At 33.9% G+C, this 16,565-nt stretch carries 15 protein-coding genes; 10 read left to right on the forward strand and 5 right to left on the reverse strand.

The window, feature by feature from the left end:
- Positions 1 to 78 precede the first annotated feature (78 nt).
- Positions 79 to 936, forward strand: coding sequence for a zinc-dependent peptidase (locus tag HSX10_RS05435; protein WP_173587190.1), 858 nt, complete (start codon positions 79 to 81; stop codon positions 934 to 936).
- A 192-nt stretch (positions 937 to 1,128) separates the two neighbouring features.
- Here the strand turns inward: HSX10_RS05435 and HSX10_RS05440 are convergent, their stop codons facing one another.
- The 5 genes from HSX10_RS05440 to HSX10_RS05460 all read right to left on the reverse strand — a co-directional run bounded on the left by HSX10_RS05440 (position 1,129) and on the right by HSX10_RS05460 (position 7,978).
- Positions 1,129 to 1,722, reverse strand: a complete 594-nt coding sequence (locus tag HSX10_RS05440; RefSeq protein ID WP_173587191.1) for a hypothetical protein — start codon at positions 1,720 to 1,722, stop codon at positions 1,129 to 1,131.
- 256 nt (positions 1,723 to 1,978) lie between these two features.
- The gene (locus HSX10_RS05445) at positions 1,979 to 3,010 is read right to left on the reverse strand and encodes a nucleotidyltransferase family protein (RefSeq protein WP_173587192.1); all 1,032 of its coding nucleotides are present in this window, start codon (positions 3,008 to 3,010) and stop codon (positions 1,979 to 1,981) included.
- 42 nt (positions 3,011 to 3,052) lie between these two features.
- Positions 3,053 to 4,180, reverse strand: a complete 1,128-nt coding sequence (locus HSX10_RS05450) for a hypothetical protein (protein ID WP_173587193.1) — start codon at positions 4,178 to 4,180, stop codon at positions 3,053 to 3,055.
- Between the two features lie 18 nt (positions 4,181 to 4,198).
- Positions 4,199 to 4,360, reverse strand: coding sequence for a hypothetical protein (locus HSX10_RS05455; protein ID WP_173587194.1), 162 nt, complete (start codon positions 4,358 to 4,360; stop codon positions 4,199 to 4,201).
- 210 nt (positions 4,361 to 4,570) lie between these two features.
- Positions 4,571 to 7,978 (reverse strand): T9SS type A sorting domain-containing protein, encoded by a 3,408-nt coding sequence (locus HSX10_RS05460; RefSeq protein ID WP_173587195.1) that lies wholly within the window; start codon positions 7,976 to 7,978, stop codon positions 4,571 to 4,573.
- Between the two features lie 811 nt (positions 7,979 to 8,789).
- Between HSX10_RS05460 and gmd the strand changes: the two genes are divergently transcribed.
- The 9 genes from gmd to HSX10_RS05505 all read left to right on the forward strand — a co-directional run bounded on the left by gmd (position 8,790) and on the right by HSX10_RS05505 (position 16,555).
- Positions 8,790 to 9,905, forward strand: a complete 1,116-nt coding sequence (gene gmd / locus HSX10_RS05465; RefSeq protein WP_173587196.1) for a GDP-mannose 4,6-dehydratase — start codon at positions 8,790 to 8,792, stop codon at positions 9,903 to 9,905.
- 4 nt (positions 9,906 to 9,909) lie between these two features.
- Positions 9,910 to 10,857 carry a GDP-L-fucose synthase family protein gene (locus HSX10_RS05470; RefSeq protein WP_173587405.1) on the forward strand — a complete coding sequence of 316 codons (948 nt, stop codon included), beginning with the start codon at positions 9,910 to 9,912 and terminating at the stop codon, positions 10,855 to 10,857.
- Positions 10,858 to 10,861: 4 nt separating this feature from the next.
- Entirely contained in the window at positions 10,862 to 11,302 is a 441-nt protein-coding gene (locus HSX10_RS05475; protein ID WP_173587197.1) for a DUF2061 domain-containing protein, read from the forward strand.
- Entirely contained in the window at positions 11,299 to 11,898 is a 600-nt protein-coding gene (gene cysC / locus HSX10_RS05480) for an adenylyl-sulfate kinase (RefSeq protein ID WP_173587198.1), read from the forward strand. The genes HSX10_RS05475 and cysC overlap by 4 nt, the downstream gene beginning before the upstream one ends.
- A complete protein-coding gene (gene cysD / locus HSX10_RS05485; RefSeq protein WP_173587199.1) occupies positions 11,895 to 12,800 on the forward strand; it encodes a sulfate adenylyltransferase subunit CysD in 906 nt (301 codons plus the stop codon). The genes cysC and cysD overlap by 4 nt, the downstream gene beginning before the upstream one ends.
- Positions 12,801 to 13,092: 292 nt before the next feature.
- A complete protein-coding gene (locus tag HSX10_RS05490) occupies positions 13,093 to 14,349 on the forward strand; it encodes a sulfate adenylyltransferase subunit 1 (protein ID WP_173587200.1) in 1,257 nt (418 codons plus the stop codon).
- A gap of 111 nt (positions 14,350 to 14,460) precedes the next feature.
- Entirely contained in the window at positions 14,461 to 14,817 is a 357-nt protein-coding gene (locus HSX10_RS05495; RefSeq protein WP_173587201.1) for a four helix bundle protein, read from the forward strand.
- A 1-nt stretch (position 14,818) separates the two neighbouring features.
- The gene (gene cysQ, locus HSX10_RS05500; RefSeq protein WP_173587202.1) at positions 14,819 to 15,628 is read left to right on the forward strand and encodes a 3'(2'),5'-bisphosphate nucleotidase CysQ; all 810 of its coding nucleotides are present in this window, start codon (positions 14,819 to 14,821) and stop codon (positions 15,626 to 15,628) included.
- A gap of 66 nt (positions 15,629 to 15,694) precedes the next feature.
- Positions 15,695 to 16,555 (forward strand): ABC transporter permease, encoded by an 861-nt coding sequence (locus HSX10_RS05505; RefSeq protein WP_173587203.1) that lies wholly within the window; start codon positions 15,695 to 15,697, stop codon positions 16,553 to 16,555.
- Positions 16,556 to 16,565: the final 10 nt, after the last annotated feature.

Consider the following 16,565-nt stretch of genomic DNA (forward strand, 5'->3'; position numbering starts at 1 on the left):
CATTTTTGTTGAACGGTATTTTTTTTGAAAACGAATTAATTATCATAGATTTACTATACTGACAAATAAAGCCTTTAGATGGAATTTAAAACTGAACAAGAGATTTTTGAATCGGAAATGATTTCTAATTATTTAGTTCCTATAGGGGTTTTTATAATTGCGCTTTTTATTTTATATCGATTGCTATTGATCTTTCAATTTTATTATGTGTCAATTTATAAGAAACCTGTTTTCTCACATGTGTATTTAAGGCCACAGAAATTAAGTCCTTTACAAGATGCTATATTAAGAAAAGAAAGTACTTTTTTCAATAGGTTAGATGCTAAAGAGCAATTGTATTTTAAGCATCGAGTTGCAAGTTTTATAAAGGATAAAGAATTTATTGGGAATGAAAAATTGGTCGTTACAGAGCAAATGAAAGTTAACATTGCTGCCACGGCTATTATGCTAACCTTTGGGTTTAAAAACTACCTTTTAGAACTTATAGAGACTGTTATTATTTATCCAAAAACGTATTATTCAGAAATTAATGGCACTTTTCATAAAGGTGAAATTAATCCACAACATAAAGTTATTGTGTTTTCATGGGAAGATTTTAAACACGGTTATAAAATAGGTGATGATAATCTTAATCTTGGTATCCATGAATTTGGCCATGCAGTACATTTAAATGCTTCAAAAAATAATGATGTTAGTAGTTTGATTTTTAATAGCGGTTTTAAAAATTTAACAGACTATTTACAGAACAATGAAAATGTAAGGCAACGGTTAATAGCTTCTAAGTATTTTAGAACTTATGCTTATACAAACCAGTATGAGTTTTTTGCGGTATTGTTGGAGAATTTTATTGAAACACCTTTAGAATTTAAAACACAATTTCCAAATCTCTATAAATATATTAAGCAGATGCTCAATTTTAAGTTTGCAGGATATTAATGTAGTATTTTATTCTTGTAAGGGATTTAGATTGTGCTTAATCTATACGTTTTAATAGCAATCTATTTAACTGTTTTTTTAGATGTTTAGACTACGCTTAATATTGTGATCTGGTTACTCTAATAGGATAAATAACGAACAAAAAAAGACCCACAAATGTGAGTCTTTTTTTTGTTATTGTATTATAGAAATTTACAATCTAATTACAGCTTGTAAATGATATTGGTAATGGTTGTTATCGTAACTAAGATGTGTGTTATTAAGTCCAAATTTAGCAATTGTTTGTACTCTTACTCCAAACATTTGTGCTCTGTCTAGCCAAAATAAAAGGCCAGCACCAAGGTTTGCAGACATGTTGGTTTTTTCCACATGGAAATAACCTAAGCCAACATTTGCATATGCATTAAACCAACTCATATCTCTACCACGGCCAAAAAGAAGTTCTTTAAAATAATATTTAGCATGAGCGTCTAGAGATAAGTAATTGTAATCTTTTATAGGAGCTATATATTCATTATCTCCAGTAAAACCATTTACAGTAATAGCTCCTTCAATTGCAAAATTATCAGTCCAATCAGCATTATCAACAAAACGATATTCTACTGCTGCAGAAATAGGATTTCTAAAGCCCCAATCTCCTGGTTTATAAAAAGGTGAGCGAGATGCTAAATCATTCATAGCATTAACTCCAACGCTTAATAACCATTCATCATAATTGCCTCTCCTTTGTGCAAAAGACGATAAACAAAAAGCAAGGAATAATACTCCCAAAATTATTTTTTTCATACTAAAAAAATTTTATCCAAAGGTAAACTTTAAGGATTATAAAACAAATATAGCTGTAAACTTATTGTAATAATAGTCAAAAACCAATTAAAACAGGTTAAATTGAGATTTATTTTAATATAACTGTTTCTTTTTGTGTTATTTATGCTGTATATCTATTTGGTTTGCTAATTTCATAAATATTAGCTTCTTATTTTTGTTTTATTAATTGAAATATATAGATAAACTGAGTCTGTTTTTTTGTTAATCCAATAGCTTAATTCTTATTTCGGATTTTTTTTAGAATATGTTTTGTGTAACTGTAATTTGTCAAAATTAAATATAGGCGTTCTGATATAAAAAAGGTACTATATTTAAAGAGGTAACTTATTGTGTTTATAAGCTTAAAAGATTCTTTAGTTTTAAAAGAAAACTTTCTAAATCGCATATAATTATTCGAAGGAATTCTAGCAAATTCTTCAAAATAATACTTTGCCAATTCTAAATACGATTGACCATATTTCAATTTTAATAAAGTTTTAATGTTGTCTTGCTCTTGGTGTGTTTCTATGACAATTAAGTCATAAATTGATTTTAAACTAGCTGTATTGTAATAGTGACCATGGTCATTTAACTGCCAACTGAGTAAAAGGTGCGTGCTTAAATCTTTCTTATCTGGAATCGCTATGTTATTATAAAATCTTTTCTTCTTAAGAATAGAAGGCATTTCCATTAAGGACCAATGCTTTTTGTTTAAGAGCTCTGTATGTAATTCTATAGCGGCAAGTTCATTCTCATTAATTAAACGGTCAAGGTGTCTAAAGTCTTTTTTGTCATAAGCAAACCCCGACGTTCTGTTGTATCCTGAGTTTTTTAGAAGGTTTAAAGCATCAAGCACTCTAGATTTTTCTATTAAAATATCAATATCCCCAACCATGCGTTCTCCATTATCTTCGTAGCAATCTGAGGCTAATAGCGCTGTGCCTTTTAAAAAAACATGGTCTATATTATGAGTGTTTAAAACTTGAGTTATGGTATGAACTTGGTTTAATATTCTTGTATTTCTAGCTCTATTAATGTTGGTGATTTCTTCTAAGTAATCCACTAAATCTGTAGGTAAGGTGTGGAGCAGTTTTTTAGCTTTTAGCCGACAATAAATAGCAGGTAAAACTAGGTGTTTGCTGCCTTCAATTACGATGTTATCCCAATTAAAAGTTGGGGAGCTGATTGTTTTTTCTAATGCTTTTGTTGAAGAGTTAAAACTTAGAATATCTGTAATATAGTGAATTGTTATCGCTGAATTAGTCATAGATTAATATCTCGATACTAAGGTAAACTATTAAAAATTATTTTAGAGTTCTTTAAATAAATTTGAGACTTCTTTAATTACGCTGGTTGTATCGCTATACGTTAATTGATAAAGTTCTAAGTCTTTTAGCCAATTTAAAAATTGTTCTGCATGTTTTGGGTTTGGTGATAACCATGAATCTTCAATAATTGTTTCTAGTATAGTTTTTATTGAAACCGGTTCTAATAATGTTTCAGATTCAGACTTGTAATTCACTAAAATAATAGCACGACAAGGATAATTGTTTTGTTTAGGCTTAATTGTTGGTAGATATTTTAAATCCCCTTTTGTTTTATTAAAATTGACAATTGGCAAGTTTTTAAAGTTTTCAACCAGTGGTTCAAGTAACTTAAAAGTACCTTGTTTTATAGATATTGCAGATGGATTGTAATAGATGTTTTGATCTTTAGAATGTAAAGGTGAAACGTCATCTGCTAAAAGTTTTAAACCCGCATTAGCTAATAAAGCACATAAAGTACTTTTTCCTTTGCCAGATTTTCCAACAAATAGTATTGAATTCTTTTCGTCAGTAATTGTAGATCCATGTAACGAACCTATCCAATCGTCTTCGGTTTTATTATGAAGTTCACAAAGTAATTGCATGATAAATTTACCTTGGATATAATGATAGTCCTTTTTAGGAACATAAGAAATTAATTCCTCATTTTTAAAAAGGTGTAGATGATTCTCTTTTAAGTAAACATCAAAAAATACATCAACTTTAGATTTTGAGATATTACAGTAATGTGCAATTGAAGGGTGGATGGTTTTTAAAACCAATTCTGAGCAGTAGTTAACTTGAACGGTTTTGTTTTTAAACGTGTATTGTTTTGAAATGTAGCGTTTTGTTTTATCTAAGCTTGCTGAGTTTAAATTTGTAGGTATGGTGTATGGGCTATTACAGCTTTGTAGGTAGCTAAATACCTTTTTTGTAATTTTATTTTGAAGTTCTTTATCCTCTTCAAAACAAAGGGAATTTAAGAATTGAGTTTTAGATTCAGAAACTAAATATTCATCTAAGAGCAGTTTAAATTCAGTAGTGACAATGCTGTAAGTATTCGATTTGGCATACCACAATACCCAAAAATCACCTATAAGTAGTTGTTCTACCGGTGCTAATGCTGTATTCAAAATAGAAAGTATAACTTATTAAGAAAAAGGATCTCCTCCAGGATCTGGAGCAGAGGATGTTTGTGCTTTCAGTGGGTTTAAAATCACAAAGGTTCCTACGGCTGTTAATGCAGCATATTTACCCATTTTTGAAATGGCTTCCTTACGTGTGATTTTATCTGTATTGTTTTCTTTTTTCATGGTTCTAGCCCTAGATTTTCGGTTCAAAAATAATAAAATAATTTAGTTAATATACTGATATTATCAAAAGGTTTAGATTGTGTTCTAGTTTTTTATATAAAACTAGATCGTTATTAAGTCATCTTTCTTCTTTTTCTAATATTATGAACTCATTCTAATAATCTACAATTATTGTAAAGTTATTAAAATGAGTTCAATAGTGTTCTCTTGTTAATGGATAATTATTTTTTGTGTTTTCTTTTGTGTTGTATTCTGCAATTGTACAATGTAAATTCCTTGGCTTAGAGAATGAGTATCTATAGATTGTGAATATTCAGTTGTTTCCAATTGAGATGTCATCACTAAACGACCTTGAATATCATAGATAGCTGCAGTGGTTTGTTCTAATAATTGCCCTGAAATAACAACTTTTTTCTCGGTTTTGTTTGTGTAAATATTCAGTTCTGTTAAAGAATTGTCTATCGTAGATAATATTCCTTCTGTTATTCTAAGGTAGAATCTCCCTGTACCTAATAAATTAGAGCTAGGTGTTATTATATAATCGCTAGTGTTTAATAGAGTAGAAACGTTAGCTACGTTATCTTCTAAGTACACATTAACAGTAGTTGGTAGCGTAGACTCTGCAATGCTAAATACTAATTGTTCTCCTTGGTTTGTATTCACGCCAAGAGGAATCGTAACATTGGTTAAATCTGTTGAGTTTAAGGATTGAAGTGCTATAGGCATTCCTGTGTTATCTTGAGCCAAATGCGAATATAATGCAAAACTAGAACCTACATTTCCTAAAACTTTACCATCGTAGCCAGGATCTAAGCCTTGAGTAGAATTTGCGTTAAAATAAAACTCAGTTCTGTAAGACTTGTTGCTGGTGCTAGCATTAAGCTTTAAAAAGGTTAATGGATTTGCATTACGACCTAGTATGAAGTCATCCGAGTTTCCCGTAGTTCTCATACTTGGCGTAAATGTAATATCATGACTAGCAACATAATTAAGATCTGCAGCAATTAGAAAACCTTGCCCAGGAGTCATTAATTGACCTGCTGAATTCGCTAAGGTGATAATATTGTACCCATCAGCTGCATCTCCATCATAACCATAGACTCCTGAAGCATCTTCTAAAAGATCTATGTTTTTTATTCCTCCACTAATTTCATAGTTTAAAAAGTTATCTATGTTCATATATGAAGGATATGGGTTTCCTATTAAATTCCAGTCGGGGTGAACTGCTCCAGTGTATTCAATATTCATTGTAACATCGGTATTTAAAACACTACCTGTAAAGGTTAATGTTGTACCACTATCTGTAGCAGCCCTGAAGCCTTTTCCACTTTCTATGGTTAACGAAGTGTCTGAGTTGTAGTTGACATAATCATCGGCTGCTTTGTCAAAAGGTGCAAATGCATAAGTTGTTGGTGCTGTTGCGCCATTGTCGAATAAATCATCAGCATTGGTACCTGAGCTTAAAAAATCTGACCAAGTTTGACCAAATAGCGGTGTTGATATTAGGTCGTTTCCTAAATCATTAGAGTTTACGAAACGTTTATATGCTATATTGCTTAACAAGAAGCCATCAAGGTCTAATAGTAATCCATCTAATATTAAACTCGAATAAGAGTTTGAGGTTGACTCTAAGATTAATTTATTTAATTTTAGTGTAGCATTTTCATCAATCGTTAGACTAGCACCTTCTTCAATATAGAGTTCGTCTAAAAGATAGGAGCTCGTTAAAGTGAAACTTGTGTTTTCATTACTTTTAATGAGCCCAGTTCTTGTTGATGTTAAAGCAGATGGTGTTGTATTCCATGCGTCATTTACAAATACTAAATAGGATACAATCTGGTCAGTACCATTACTACCCGGAGATCCGAAATCTACATCAATACCTTCAGACACTGTCGCAAAAGTCCAAAGTGAGCCCTCATTATTATCTTCTATATCGCTACCTGTATATATCATTGCAGTCCCACCTGTGGTAGGGTCTGGCCAAGTTGCATCTGTTCCATAATCTACGCGATCAATACCTGTGCCGTTAGCATTTAGTAGAATGATTTCATCAGCAAAATTTGAAATTGCAATATTACTATATTGGTAGTTTACGGTTACATTGCTGTTTTCAGTTGTAGTTGCATTTCGTCCAAATACAGCAAAGCCGTAGGCTGGCACAATGATGCTCGTGTTTATAGTGTGGTTATCTGTATGGGTATCTAATATTATCCATCCATTCATGTCTATAGGAGTATCAGTAGTGTTGTAGACTTCAAAATATTCGCCATTTACATCAGTGGATTCTGTAGGGTTTATCATTATTTCGGTAATCATAATGCTGTTAGACCAGGCTACTGAATCTGGTGTAGTATTAGCACTAACACCAGCGCTCCATGTTGAACCTTTGCGTGTAAACACTTTAAAATGATATACAGTGCTATTGGTTAATCCTGTTACAGTTATTGAAGTCTCAGTGCCTTTGTAAACTACGTATTCTCCTAAGCCTAAGCTTAAATCTGTTCCAGCTCCAAAAGAGGCATTTGCAGCGTAGGCAGAACCATCTCCTGTTGGTGTTACCGTAACCGCAGTGAGTGCTTTTGCGACTATGAGAATTTCGTCAAAACAGGTTCCATTGGTCCAATTTAAATCAATTGTGGTGTCACCACCTATGGCACTTAGAGCTGAAACATTTGTAGGTGTTGTACAGTTTGTTGTAAAACTACCTGTTAATTCACGAAGGTTATAACAAGTGTCTGTAGTGTTATACTCATAAATAGCTACATGGTATGTTGTCGCTTCGCTTAATCCCGTTATGCTTACCGATGAAGCAGAAGCGCCGCTATATACGACGTAATTTTCTGTTCCTATTTCATCTCCTGATGAGAAAATGGTATTACCTGTATAGCTTGCTCCTGATGTAGGATCTGTGTCAACGTCAGCCCCTTCTTTTACCACCACTAAAACATTATCTCCATCTCCTATAGTCCAATTTAAAGTCGCTGTTGTTGTTCCAATAGGTGTAGTAGTGTTATAGTCTGATGCTTGGAGTAAAGGATAGCAAGGAAGTTGAAACGTTTGCCCTGTGTTTATAGTACCTGCCGTAGCAGTTACATCAGGTTGCCATGAGAAATGTGAATATTGAAGTCCTGTATCTATTAATTGTAGCGATGTTCCAGCCGGTGTTTCATTCGTATTTGTTTCTTGTACACCTATGTCAATGGAAGTTAATCCTGTAGCAGCTCCATCTGTGGCTGTAATAATACCTTCGTAAGAAAGGAATTGTACGACTGTAGTTCCATTGTAAACGAGAGCTAAACCATCTGGAGCACCGTTTTGAATATCTGATTTAGCTTCCCATCCTATTGTAAAACCAGAAACACTACTTGTTACTGTGGATAGTTCGCTGTAGTTTATTGTACCGTAGGATTCTCCATTACTTCCATTGTATAAAACAATAGACCAATTATCTAAAGGGTAGTTTGTGATATCAGCAATAACAATTTCTACACCTTCTGCTATGTCAGATCCAGAGTTATCGTAATGTATTTCATTTATCCATGCATCTGCAGTGGTTTGAGCAAAGCTAGTGTAACTCAAGCATAATGCAATTAATAAGGGGTAAAGGTTTTTCATAGTAGGTATTTATTTGGGGTGAAAATTATAAAAGGCAAGAAAGCATTGTGAATTTTTCTGGGGAAAAAAGAACACTGCTGTATTAAAGGTTATTTAATTTGTTTTTATATGACTAATGTCATGTTTTATAAAATACATTCATTATTAATGTACAAATATATATATATAAAATAAGTTAATGTTATTTTTTTAAGTGTTTTATTATCAATTGGTTGTAGTTGTGTTAATTATCTTACATAAATATTTGGGTGAGGTGGTGAGGGGGTGAGGTGGTGAGGTGGTGAAGGGGTGAGGTGGTGAATTGGTGAGGTGGTGAGATGATTCCTGCTTTTGCAGGAATGACAAAGTGGGTGGTTCTTTGTTGTATTACTACGGACTGGGTACGGAGTATGTACGGAGTATCTATGGAGTATCTATGGAGTGTCTTTAGGGGGGAATTGGTGAATTGGTGAATTGGTGAATTGGTGAGATGGTGAGGGGGTTGATTTGGTCTAAAATAAATGTGGTCGTTTATTGGAGGGATTATTTTGTTTTAGTGGATTCCTGCTTTTGCAGGAATTACATTTTTTTTTATTTAAGAGATTCTTCGTTACCTCAGAATGACAAATTTGAAGGGTTTTGTGTTTTCTTGTGAAAAGAAAAAAAGGTGTTTTTTATTTTACTGTATTGATAGAGCAGTAGCCTTGTGTTTTCTTAGGAATAGCTAAATATTGGATTTTATATTCTTTAAATTCACTAGTATAGTTATTCAATTATTTTAAATTTGTTTTTTTATTTTAATTAATAGGCCTTAGTGGTTTAATTTGATTTTATGAGTAAAGTAGCATTTATAACAGGAGTTACGGGCCAGGATGGAGCCTATTTAAGTGAGTTTTTATTGAAAAAAGGCTATGAGGTCCATGGGCTAAAACGTCGTTCTTCATTATTTAATACTGATAGAATTGATCATTTGTATCAAGATCCGCATGTTGATCATAAAAATTTCTTTTTGCATTATGGCGATATGACGGATAGTACGAATCTTATTCGTTTAATAAAAGAAATTCAGCCTGATGAGATTTATAATTTAGCCGCCATGAGTCATGTTGCAGTGTCTTTTGAAGTTCCAGAATATACAGGGAATGCCGATGGTTTAGGAACGCTTCGTATTTTAGATGCTGTTCGTTTATTAGGCTTAGAACAAAAAACCCGAATTTATCAAGCATCAACTTCTGAGTTGTATGGTAAAGTACAAGAAGTGCCACAATCAGAAACCACTCCTTTTTACCCACGTTCACCGTATGCCGTCGCAAAAATGTATGCGTATTGGATTACCGTGAATTACCGTGAGGCTTATGGTATGTATGCTTGTAATGGTATTTTATTTAATCATGAATCCCCAATTAGAGGCGAGACTTTTGTAACTCGTAAAATTACAAGAGCCGTATCTCGAATTGCCTTAGGCTTACAAGATAAATTTTATTTAGGTAATTTAGATGCGCAACGTGATTGGGGACATGCTAAAGATTATGTTCGTATGATGTGGATGATTCTTCAAGCTGAAGAAGCTGAAGACTGGGTGATTGCCACTGGTAAAACGACAAGAATACGTGATTTTGTACATATGAGTTTTGCAGAGATCGGTGTGGAGTTAGAATTTAAAGGCGAAGGCGAACATGAAAAAGCTTATGTTACTAAATGTAACAACCCTGAATATCAGTTAGAAATAGGTAAAGAAGTTTTAGCTGTAGATCCTCGTTATTTTAGACCTACAGAGGTTGAATTGTTAATCGGTGATGCTACCAAAGCGAAAGAAAAATTAGGTTGGGTATGTCAGTATGATTTAAATGACCTTATTAAAGATATGATGCAGAGTGATATAAAACTTATGAAGCAGCAACAATATCTTGAAAAAGGCGGGTATAAAACCATGAATTATTTTGAGTAATCCTATGACTAAGACTTCAAAAATATATATTGCAGGTCACCGTGGTATGGTGGGTTCTGCCATATGGAGAGCGTTAACAGCTAAGGGATATAACAACCTTATCGGTAGAACTAGTGCAGAACTCGATTTAAGAAATCAGCAGGCCGTAACAGATTTTATATCAGAAGAAAAACCAAACGTTATCATTGATGCTGCAGCAAAAGTAGGAGGTATTTTAGCTAATAATAGCTATCCTTATCCATTTTTAATGGAGAATTTGCAGATCCAAAATAACCTTATTGATGCAGCACATAAGTTAGATATCGAGAAATTTATCTTTTTAGGTAGTTCTTGTATCTATCCTAAATTTGCGCCTCAACCATTAAAGGAAGATTATTTGCTTACTGATAGTTTAGAGCCAACTAACGAGTGGTATGCTATCGCAAAAATCGCCGGTGTAAAAGCTTGTGAAGCTATAAGAAAGCAATTTGGGAAGGACTTTGTAAGTCTAATGCCAACAAATTTATATGGTCCTCATGATAATTTTGATTTAGAAAGTTCTCATGTTATGCCGGCTATGATTCGTAAGTTTCATGAGGCAAAAGCTGAAAATGATTCTGTTGGGCTTTGGGGTAGTGGTACACCCATGCGCGAGTTTTTACATGTTGATGATTTAGCACAAGCGGTTTTATTTGCCGTAGAACATGTATTACCTGAGCATTTATACAATGTAGGTACCGGATCTGACGTTACTATAAAAACTTTAGCCGAAACTATTCAAAGTATTGTTGGGCATACCGGTGAAATTGTTTGGGATAGTACAAAGCCCGATGGTACACCACGAAAACTGATGGACAGTTCTAAGTTAAGAGCTTTAGGTTGGGCACCTCAATATTCTTTGCAAGCAGGAATTGAAAACGCTTATGAATGGTTTAATTTACATCAGGAAGATTATAAAAAAGTAAAATTGTAATTGTTTGAAATTAAGCAAAAGGCATATCGCAAAAACCATTACATGGCGTATACTAGGAACTCTAGATACGCTTTTGCTGTCTTGGTTTATTTCTGATGATATTACCATTGGTTTAAAAATTGGAGGTTTAGAATTGATTACAAAAATGTTATTGTACTACGGTCATGAGCGTCTGTGGTTTAAGTCTAAAATTAAATCTTCAAACCAAAGACATATCCTCAAAACATTTTCTTGGCGTGGTGTAGGAACCATTGATACGATGTTGCTTGGGTGGCTTATTTCAGGAAACCCATTAACCGGTTTGAAAATAGGGGGAGCCGAAGTGGTGACTAAAATGCTGTTGTATTTTGGACATGAAAAAATTTGGTACCGTATTAATTTTGGATTAGATCAGCGTGTCAGAAAAAAAAGATTACAAGAATTGAGAGAACGTAGAAAATTATGAGCGACAACACCGTTATACATCATTATAAAGTCACCAAAGCAGATCGTGAGCACCTTCATAAGCACAAATCTTATCTGTTATGGTTTACAGGATTGTCTGGTTCAGGGAAATCCACTATAGCCAATTTAGTTGAGGTTGAATTGAACAGGTTAGGCGTTAGTACTTACGTATTAGATGGCGATAATATTAGAAATGGTATTAATAAAGATCTCAGTTTTGCGCCAGAAGATCGTACTGAAAACATTAGAAGAATTGCAGAAGTTGGTAACTTAATGGTAAACGCTGGTGTCGTTACTTTAGCTGCTTTTGTTTCTCCCTATATTAAGGATAGAGCAAATATTAAGACCATTGTTGGTGCTGAGAATTTTATAGAAATTTACGTGAACACCTCATTAGAAGAATGTGAGCGTAGGGATGTAAAAGGACTTTATAAAAAAGCACGCGCCGGCGAAATACAAAACATGACTGGGATTTCAGCACCTTACGAAGCCCCAATTCATGCCGATATTGAAATTATTACAGATCATCAACCCATTGAGACCTCCGTAAAGAGTATATTAGACGTTATTATTGAAAAATTAAAAATTGAAGCATGAGCAATTATATTATAAATCACTTAAGAGAATTAGAATCTGAAGCTATCTTTGTTATTAGAGAGATCGCTGCTCAGTTTGAAAATCCTGTGTTATTATTTTCAGGAGGTAAAGATTCTATCTTATTAACCCATTTAGCGAAGAAAGCCTTTTTTCCGGCAAAGATTCCTTTTCCCTTAATTCATATTGATACGGGGCATAATTTCCCTGAAACCATAGCTTTTAGAGATGCATTGGTTGAAAAATTAGGGGTCACTCTTATTGTTGGTTCTGTACAAGAAGCTATTGATAAAGGCCGTGCCAAAGAAGAAACAGGAGCCGATGCTTCTCGTAACTCCCTTCAAATTGTTTCGCTTTTAGATACGCTTGAAGCTCATAAGGTCGATGCGGCTATGGGAGGTGCAAGACGTGATGAAGAAAAAGCACGTGCTAAAGAACGTTTCTTTTCTCATAGAGATGAGTTTGGACAATGGGATCCCAAAAATCAACGCCCAGAACTTTGGAATTTGTTCAATGGACGTAAAAATTATGGCGAACATTTTAGAGTGTTTCCAATTTCTAACTGGACAGAAATGGACGTTTGGGAATATATTAAATTAGAAAATATTGATTTACCATCCTTATACTTTTCTCATCAACGTGATTGTGTTGTTAGAGATGGTGTGATTTTGGCGAATTCTGAATTTATAAAATTAAAAGAAGGTGAAGAGGTTGTGAATATGACTATTCGTTACCGTACATGTGGCGATATGCCAATTACTGGTGCTGTAGCATCTACGGCCGATGATTTGGATAAAATTATCGAAGAAATAGCCACAACACGTACCACAGAACGTGGTGGTCGTGCCGATGATAAACGTGCCGAAACTGCTATGGAAGATCGTAAGAAGCAGGGGTATTTTTAGAGGTTAGAGTCTAGAGTCTAGAGAATAGATAAAAGAGAATAGAGAATAGAGAAAAGAACGACGAAAATAGACCATAGATAAGAGACAATAGAGAAAAGAATCTTGATAAAAAAAGGAAGGTTGAGGACTGCTAATTACCGCTTAGTCAACTCGTCATTATTTTCATAAGGTTAATTGTTTTGTCTCTGTTTAACTTCGTGTTTGCTCTGTGTCAGTATATTAAAATAAAGAGAATAGATTAGAGGGCTTAAAGTCAACAATAATAGACCTAACGCCCATAAAGACATAAAAAATGGATTATCAAGATATAGAATTATTACGTTTTACAACAGCAGGAAGTGTAGATGATGGAAAGAGTACCTTAATTGGGCGCTTACTTTACGATAGTAAATCAATTTTTCAAGATCAATTAGATGCTGTTGAGGCCTCTAGTAAAAGTAAAGGTTTTGATTATGTGGATTTATCCTTATTAACTGATGGTTTAAAGTCCGAACGTGAGCAAGGGATTACCATTGATGTGGCTTACCGTTATTTTGCAACACCAAAGCGTAAATTTATCATTGCAGATACTCCAGGTCATATTCAGTATACGCGTAATATGGTCACTGGCGCATCAACCGCTAACTTAGCTATTATCTTAGTTGACGCCCGTAAGGGGATGTTAGAGCAAACGCATCGTCATGCTTTTATCGCTTCCTTATTACGTATACCGCATGCTATTGTTTGTGTAAATAAAATGGATTTAGTCGATTATAGCGAAGAGGTGTACACTAAGATTGTGGCAGACTTTAAGGCTTTTTCTTCAAAATTAGATATAAAAGATATTCAGTTTATTCCTATTTCAGCTTTAAATGGAGATAACGTCGTTAACCGATCTGAACATATGGATTGGTACGATGGTAGTACTCTAATGTACCATTTAGAAACCGTACATATTTCTAGTGACCATAACCTTGTTGATTGTCGTTTCCCGATTCAATCTGTCATTCGTCCTCACACCATAGAACACCAAGATTATCGCGGTTTTGCAGGTCGTATTGATGGTGGGGTTTTTAAACCAGGTGATAAAGTAAAATCACTGCCTTCAGGGTTTGTAACGACCATTAAGACTATTGAGCTTAATGGTGAACAGATTGCCGAAGCTTTTGCGCCCATGTCTGTGACCATGACTCTAGAGGATGAAATTGATAACAGTCGTGGCGATATGATTGTACGCGAAAATAATGTTCCTGAAGTTAGCCAAGATATTGAAGTTTTAGTGTCATGGATGAGTAGTACTCCTATTCATGCTCGTACTAAAGTGGTGATTAAGCATACCACAAACGAAACTGTTGGTATGGTTAAGGAATTAAAATATAAAATAGATATTAATACGTTACATCGTATTGAAGGTATTGATAAAGTTGAAATGAATGATATTGCACGCTTATCTATAAGAACCGCGAAGCCTTTGTTTTTTGATGCTTATAAAAAGAACCGTCAAACTGGGAGTATTATTATCATTGATGAGCAGACTAATGAGACTATTGGTGCTGGGATGATTGTTTGATGGTGAGGTGGTGATATGGTGATATGGTGATTTGGTGATATGGTGATTTGGTGAAGTGGTGAAGGGGTGAAGTGGTGAATCTTTAGAATAGGAATTTTAAAATATTAGCATATGACTCATAAAGATTTAGAGGTTTATAAACTAAGTTTAGATTTAGTAGAAGAAATCTATAGCTTAACGAAAGACTTTCCTTCTTCTGAGAATTATGGGTTAACTTCGCAGCTTAGAAGAGCGGCGGTTTCATTACCTTCAAATATTGCAGAGGGTTCAAGTCGAGGGTCAACAAAAGATTTTATTCGGTTTTTGAATATTGCATCAGGATCTTTATCTGAGGTTGAGACTCAATTGATTATTGCTGAGCGTATTGGTTATGTTGCATTTCCTGATACACTAAAAAATAATATTAATAGCATTCAAAAAATGTTATACCGTTTAAAGCAGGCTTTAACTAAAAAAATAAATGACTAAAATGAATCAAGGACATACTGTGTTACCAAAGCTTTTACATATAGCCATAGAAGCTGCCTTAGAAGCAGGGAAGTCTATTCTAGAGATATACAATACCGATGATTTTGGTGTGGAATTTAAAGGGGATGATTCACCTTTAACCAAAGCGGATATCGCTTCACATCATGTTATTGTCCGTTATTTAGACCAAACGAATATCCCAGTGTTATCTGAAGAAGGTAAAGCAATACCTTATTCCGAACGTAAAGATTGGCATCAGTTATGGATTGTAGATCCTATTGATGGGACTAAAGAATTTATAAAGCGTAATGGTGAATTTACCGTTAATATTGCTTTAATAGAAAATCAGAAAACAGTTTTAGGTGTTGTTTTTGTCCCGGTATCTGGTGAGCTTTATTTTTCGAGTACTGATTTAGGTGCTTTTAAAATCACCGTGAATCTTGATGCTTATAACATTGGTAATTTTATAGCGGAAAGTCAAAAATTACCGATGCAACGTGAAGATCAAACTTTTACTGTTGTGGCTAGTCGTTCGCATATGTCTGCAGAAACAGAAGACTATGTTAATGAGCTGCGCAAAACACATGGAGCTGTGAACTTAATATCAAAAGGCAGTTCCTTAAAGTTGTGTATGGTAGCCGAAGGCACCGCCGATTGCTACCCTAGATTTGCCCCTACCATGGAATGGGATACGGCAGCCGGACAAGCCATTTGTGAACACGCTGGTTTTGACGTTATCGATTGGGATACGAAGCAAACGATGCTCTATAATAGAGAAGCCTTATTGAACCATTGGTTTTTGGTGAAGTAAAAAAAGTTTGCAATTATTAACTTATTGTAAACTATTGTTTTAAAATACAAATTGCAATTATAAAAAATGAGTACAATACCAGAAGATTACGACTTAGTTATAGAGCCTAAAACAAGGCTGTTAGATCTTAATTTAAAAGAGGTATGGCGGTACCGAGATTTGTTGACTTTATTTGTTCGTCGCGATTTTGTAGCGGTATATAAACAAACAGTATTGGGGCCATTGTGGTTTATACTTCAGCCTATTATAACGTCTATAATGCAACTTCTTATTTTTAATAATGTTGCTAAAATCCCCGTTGATGGTATGCCACCAATGTTGTTCTATCTTTCAGGGAATTTAATGTGGCAATATTTTTCAGGGAGTTTAACTTTAACATCTAATACGTTTAGAAGTAATGCAGGTATTTTTGGTAAAGTTTATTTTCCAAGGTTAATTACTCCATTGTCTTTAATTATATCTCAATTATTGAAGTTTGGTGTTCAGTTTTGTTTATTTCTAGTGATTTGGTTTTATTACTATTTTAATGGAAGTATAGATTTTGTTTTACAACCCAATTTACACATTCTAACAGTACCTCTTTTAATCATTATGATGGCAGGTTTGGCTTTAGGTGCTGGTATGATTATTTCTTCTTTAACAACAAAATATCGTGATTTTACATTTTTATTGACTTTTGCAGTTCAATTAATGATGTATGGTACTGTTGTTATTTATCCGCTATCATTTGTTGATTCGCAATATCAGAAGTTTATTTTAGCAAACCCAATGACACCAATTATAGAAGCGTTTAGATATGCTTTTACAGGTACGGGGACATTTAGTTGGGGGTACTTAGGTTACAGTACATTGATAATGTTATTTTTAATGACTGTTGGTGTAATTGTATTTAACCGTGTGGAAAAAAGCTTCATGGATACTGTTTAATAATTTGAGA

It is taken from the genome of Winogradskyella undariae (assembly GCF_013285155.1).
GTDB classification, from domain to species: Bacteria; Bacteroidota; Bacteroidia; order Flavobacteriales; family Flavobacteriaceae; genus Winogradskyella; species Winogradskyella undariae.

Excerpts from the sequence above, each read along its gene's own strand:
- cysC (WP_173587198.1), top strand. The coding sequence starts at position 11,299 with ATGAGCGACAACACCGTTATACATCATTATAAAGTCACCAAAGCAGAT.
- HSX10_RS05435 (WP_173587190.1), top strand. The coding sequence starts at position 79 with ATGGAATTTAAAACTGAACAAGAGATTTTTGAATCGGAAATGATTTCT.
- cysD (WP_173587199.1), top strand. The coding sequence starts at position 11,895 with ATGAGCAATTATATTATAAATCACTTAAGAGAATTAGAATCTGAAGCT.
- cysQ (WP_173587202.1), top strand. The coding sequence starts at position 14,819 with ATGAATCAAGGACATACTGTGTTACCAAAGCTTTTACATATAGCCATA.
- HSX10_RS05455 (WP_173587194.1), bottom strand. The coding sequence starts at position 4,360 with ATGAAAAAAGAAAACAATACAGATAAAATCACACGTAAGGAAGCCATT.
- HSX10_RS05490 (WP_173587200.1), top strand. The coding sequence starts at position 13,093 with ATGGATTATCAAGATATAGAATTATTACGTTTTACAACAGCAGGAAGT.
- HSX10_RS05460 (WP_173587195.1), bottom strand. The coding sequence starts at position 7,978 with ATGAAAAACCTTTACCCCTTATTAATTGCATTATGCTTGAGTTACACT.
- HSX10_RS05445 (WP_173587192.1), bottom strand. The coding sequence starts at position 3,010 with ATGACTAATTCAGCGATAACAATTCACTATATTACAGATATTCTAAGT.
- gmd (WP_173587196.1), top strand. The coding sequence starts at position 8,790 with ATGAGTAAAGTAGCATTTATAACAGGAGTTACGGGCCAGGATGGAGCC.
- HSX10_RS05495 (WP_173587201.1), top strand. The coding sequence starts at position 14,461 with ATGACTCATAAAGATTTAGAGGTTTATAAACTAAGTTTAGATTTAGTA.
- HSX10_RS05470 (WP_173587405.1), top strand. The coding sequence starts at position 9,910 with ATGACTAAGACTTCAAAAATATATATTGCAGGTCACCGTGGTATGGTG.
- HSX10_RS05440 (WP_173587191.1), bottom strand. The coding sequence starts at position 1,722 with ATGAAAAAAATAATTTTGGGAGTATTATTCCTTGCTTTTTGTTTATCG.
- HSX10_RS05505 (WP_173587203.1), top strand. The coding sequence starts at position 15,695 with ATGAGTACAATACCAGAAGATTACGACTTAGTTATAGAGCCTAAAACA.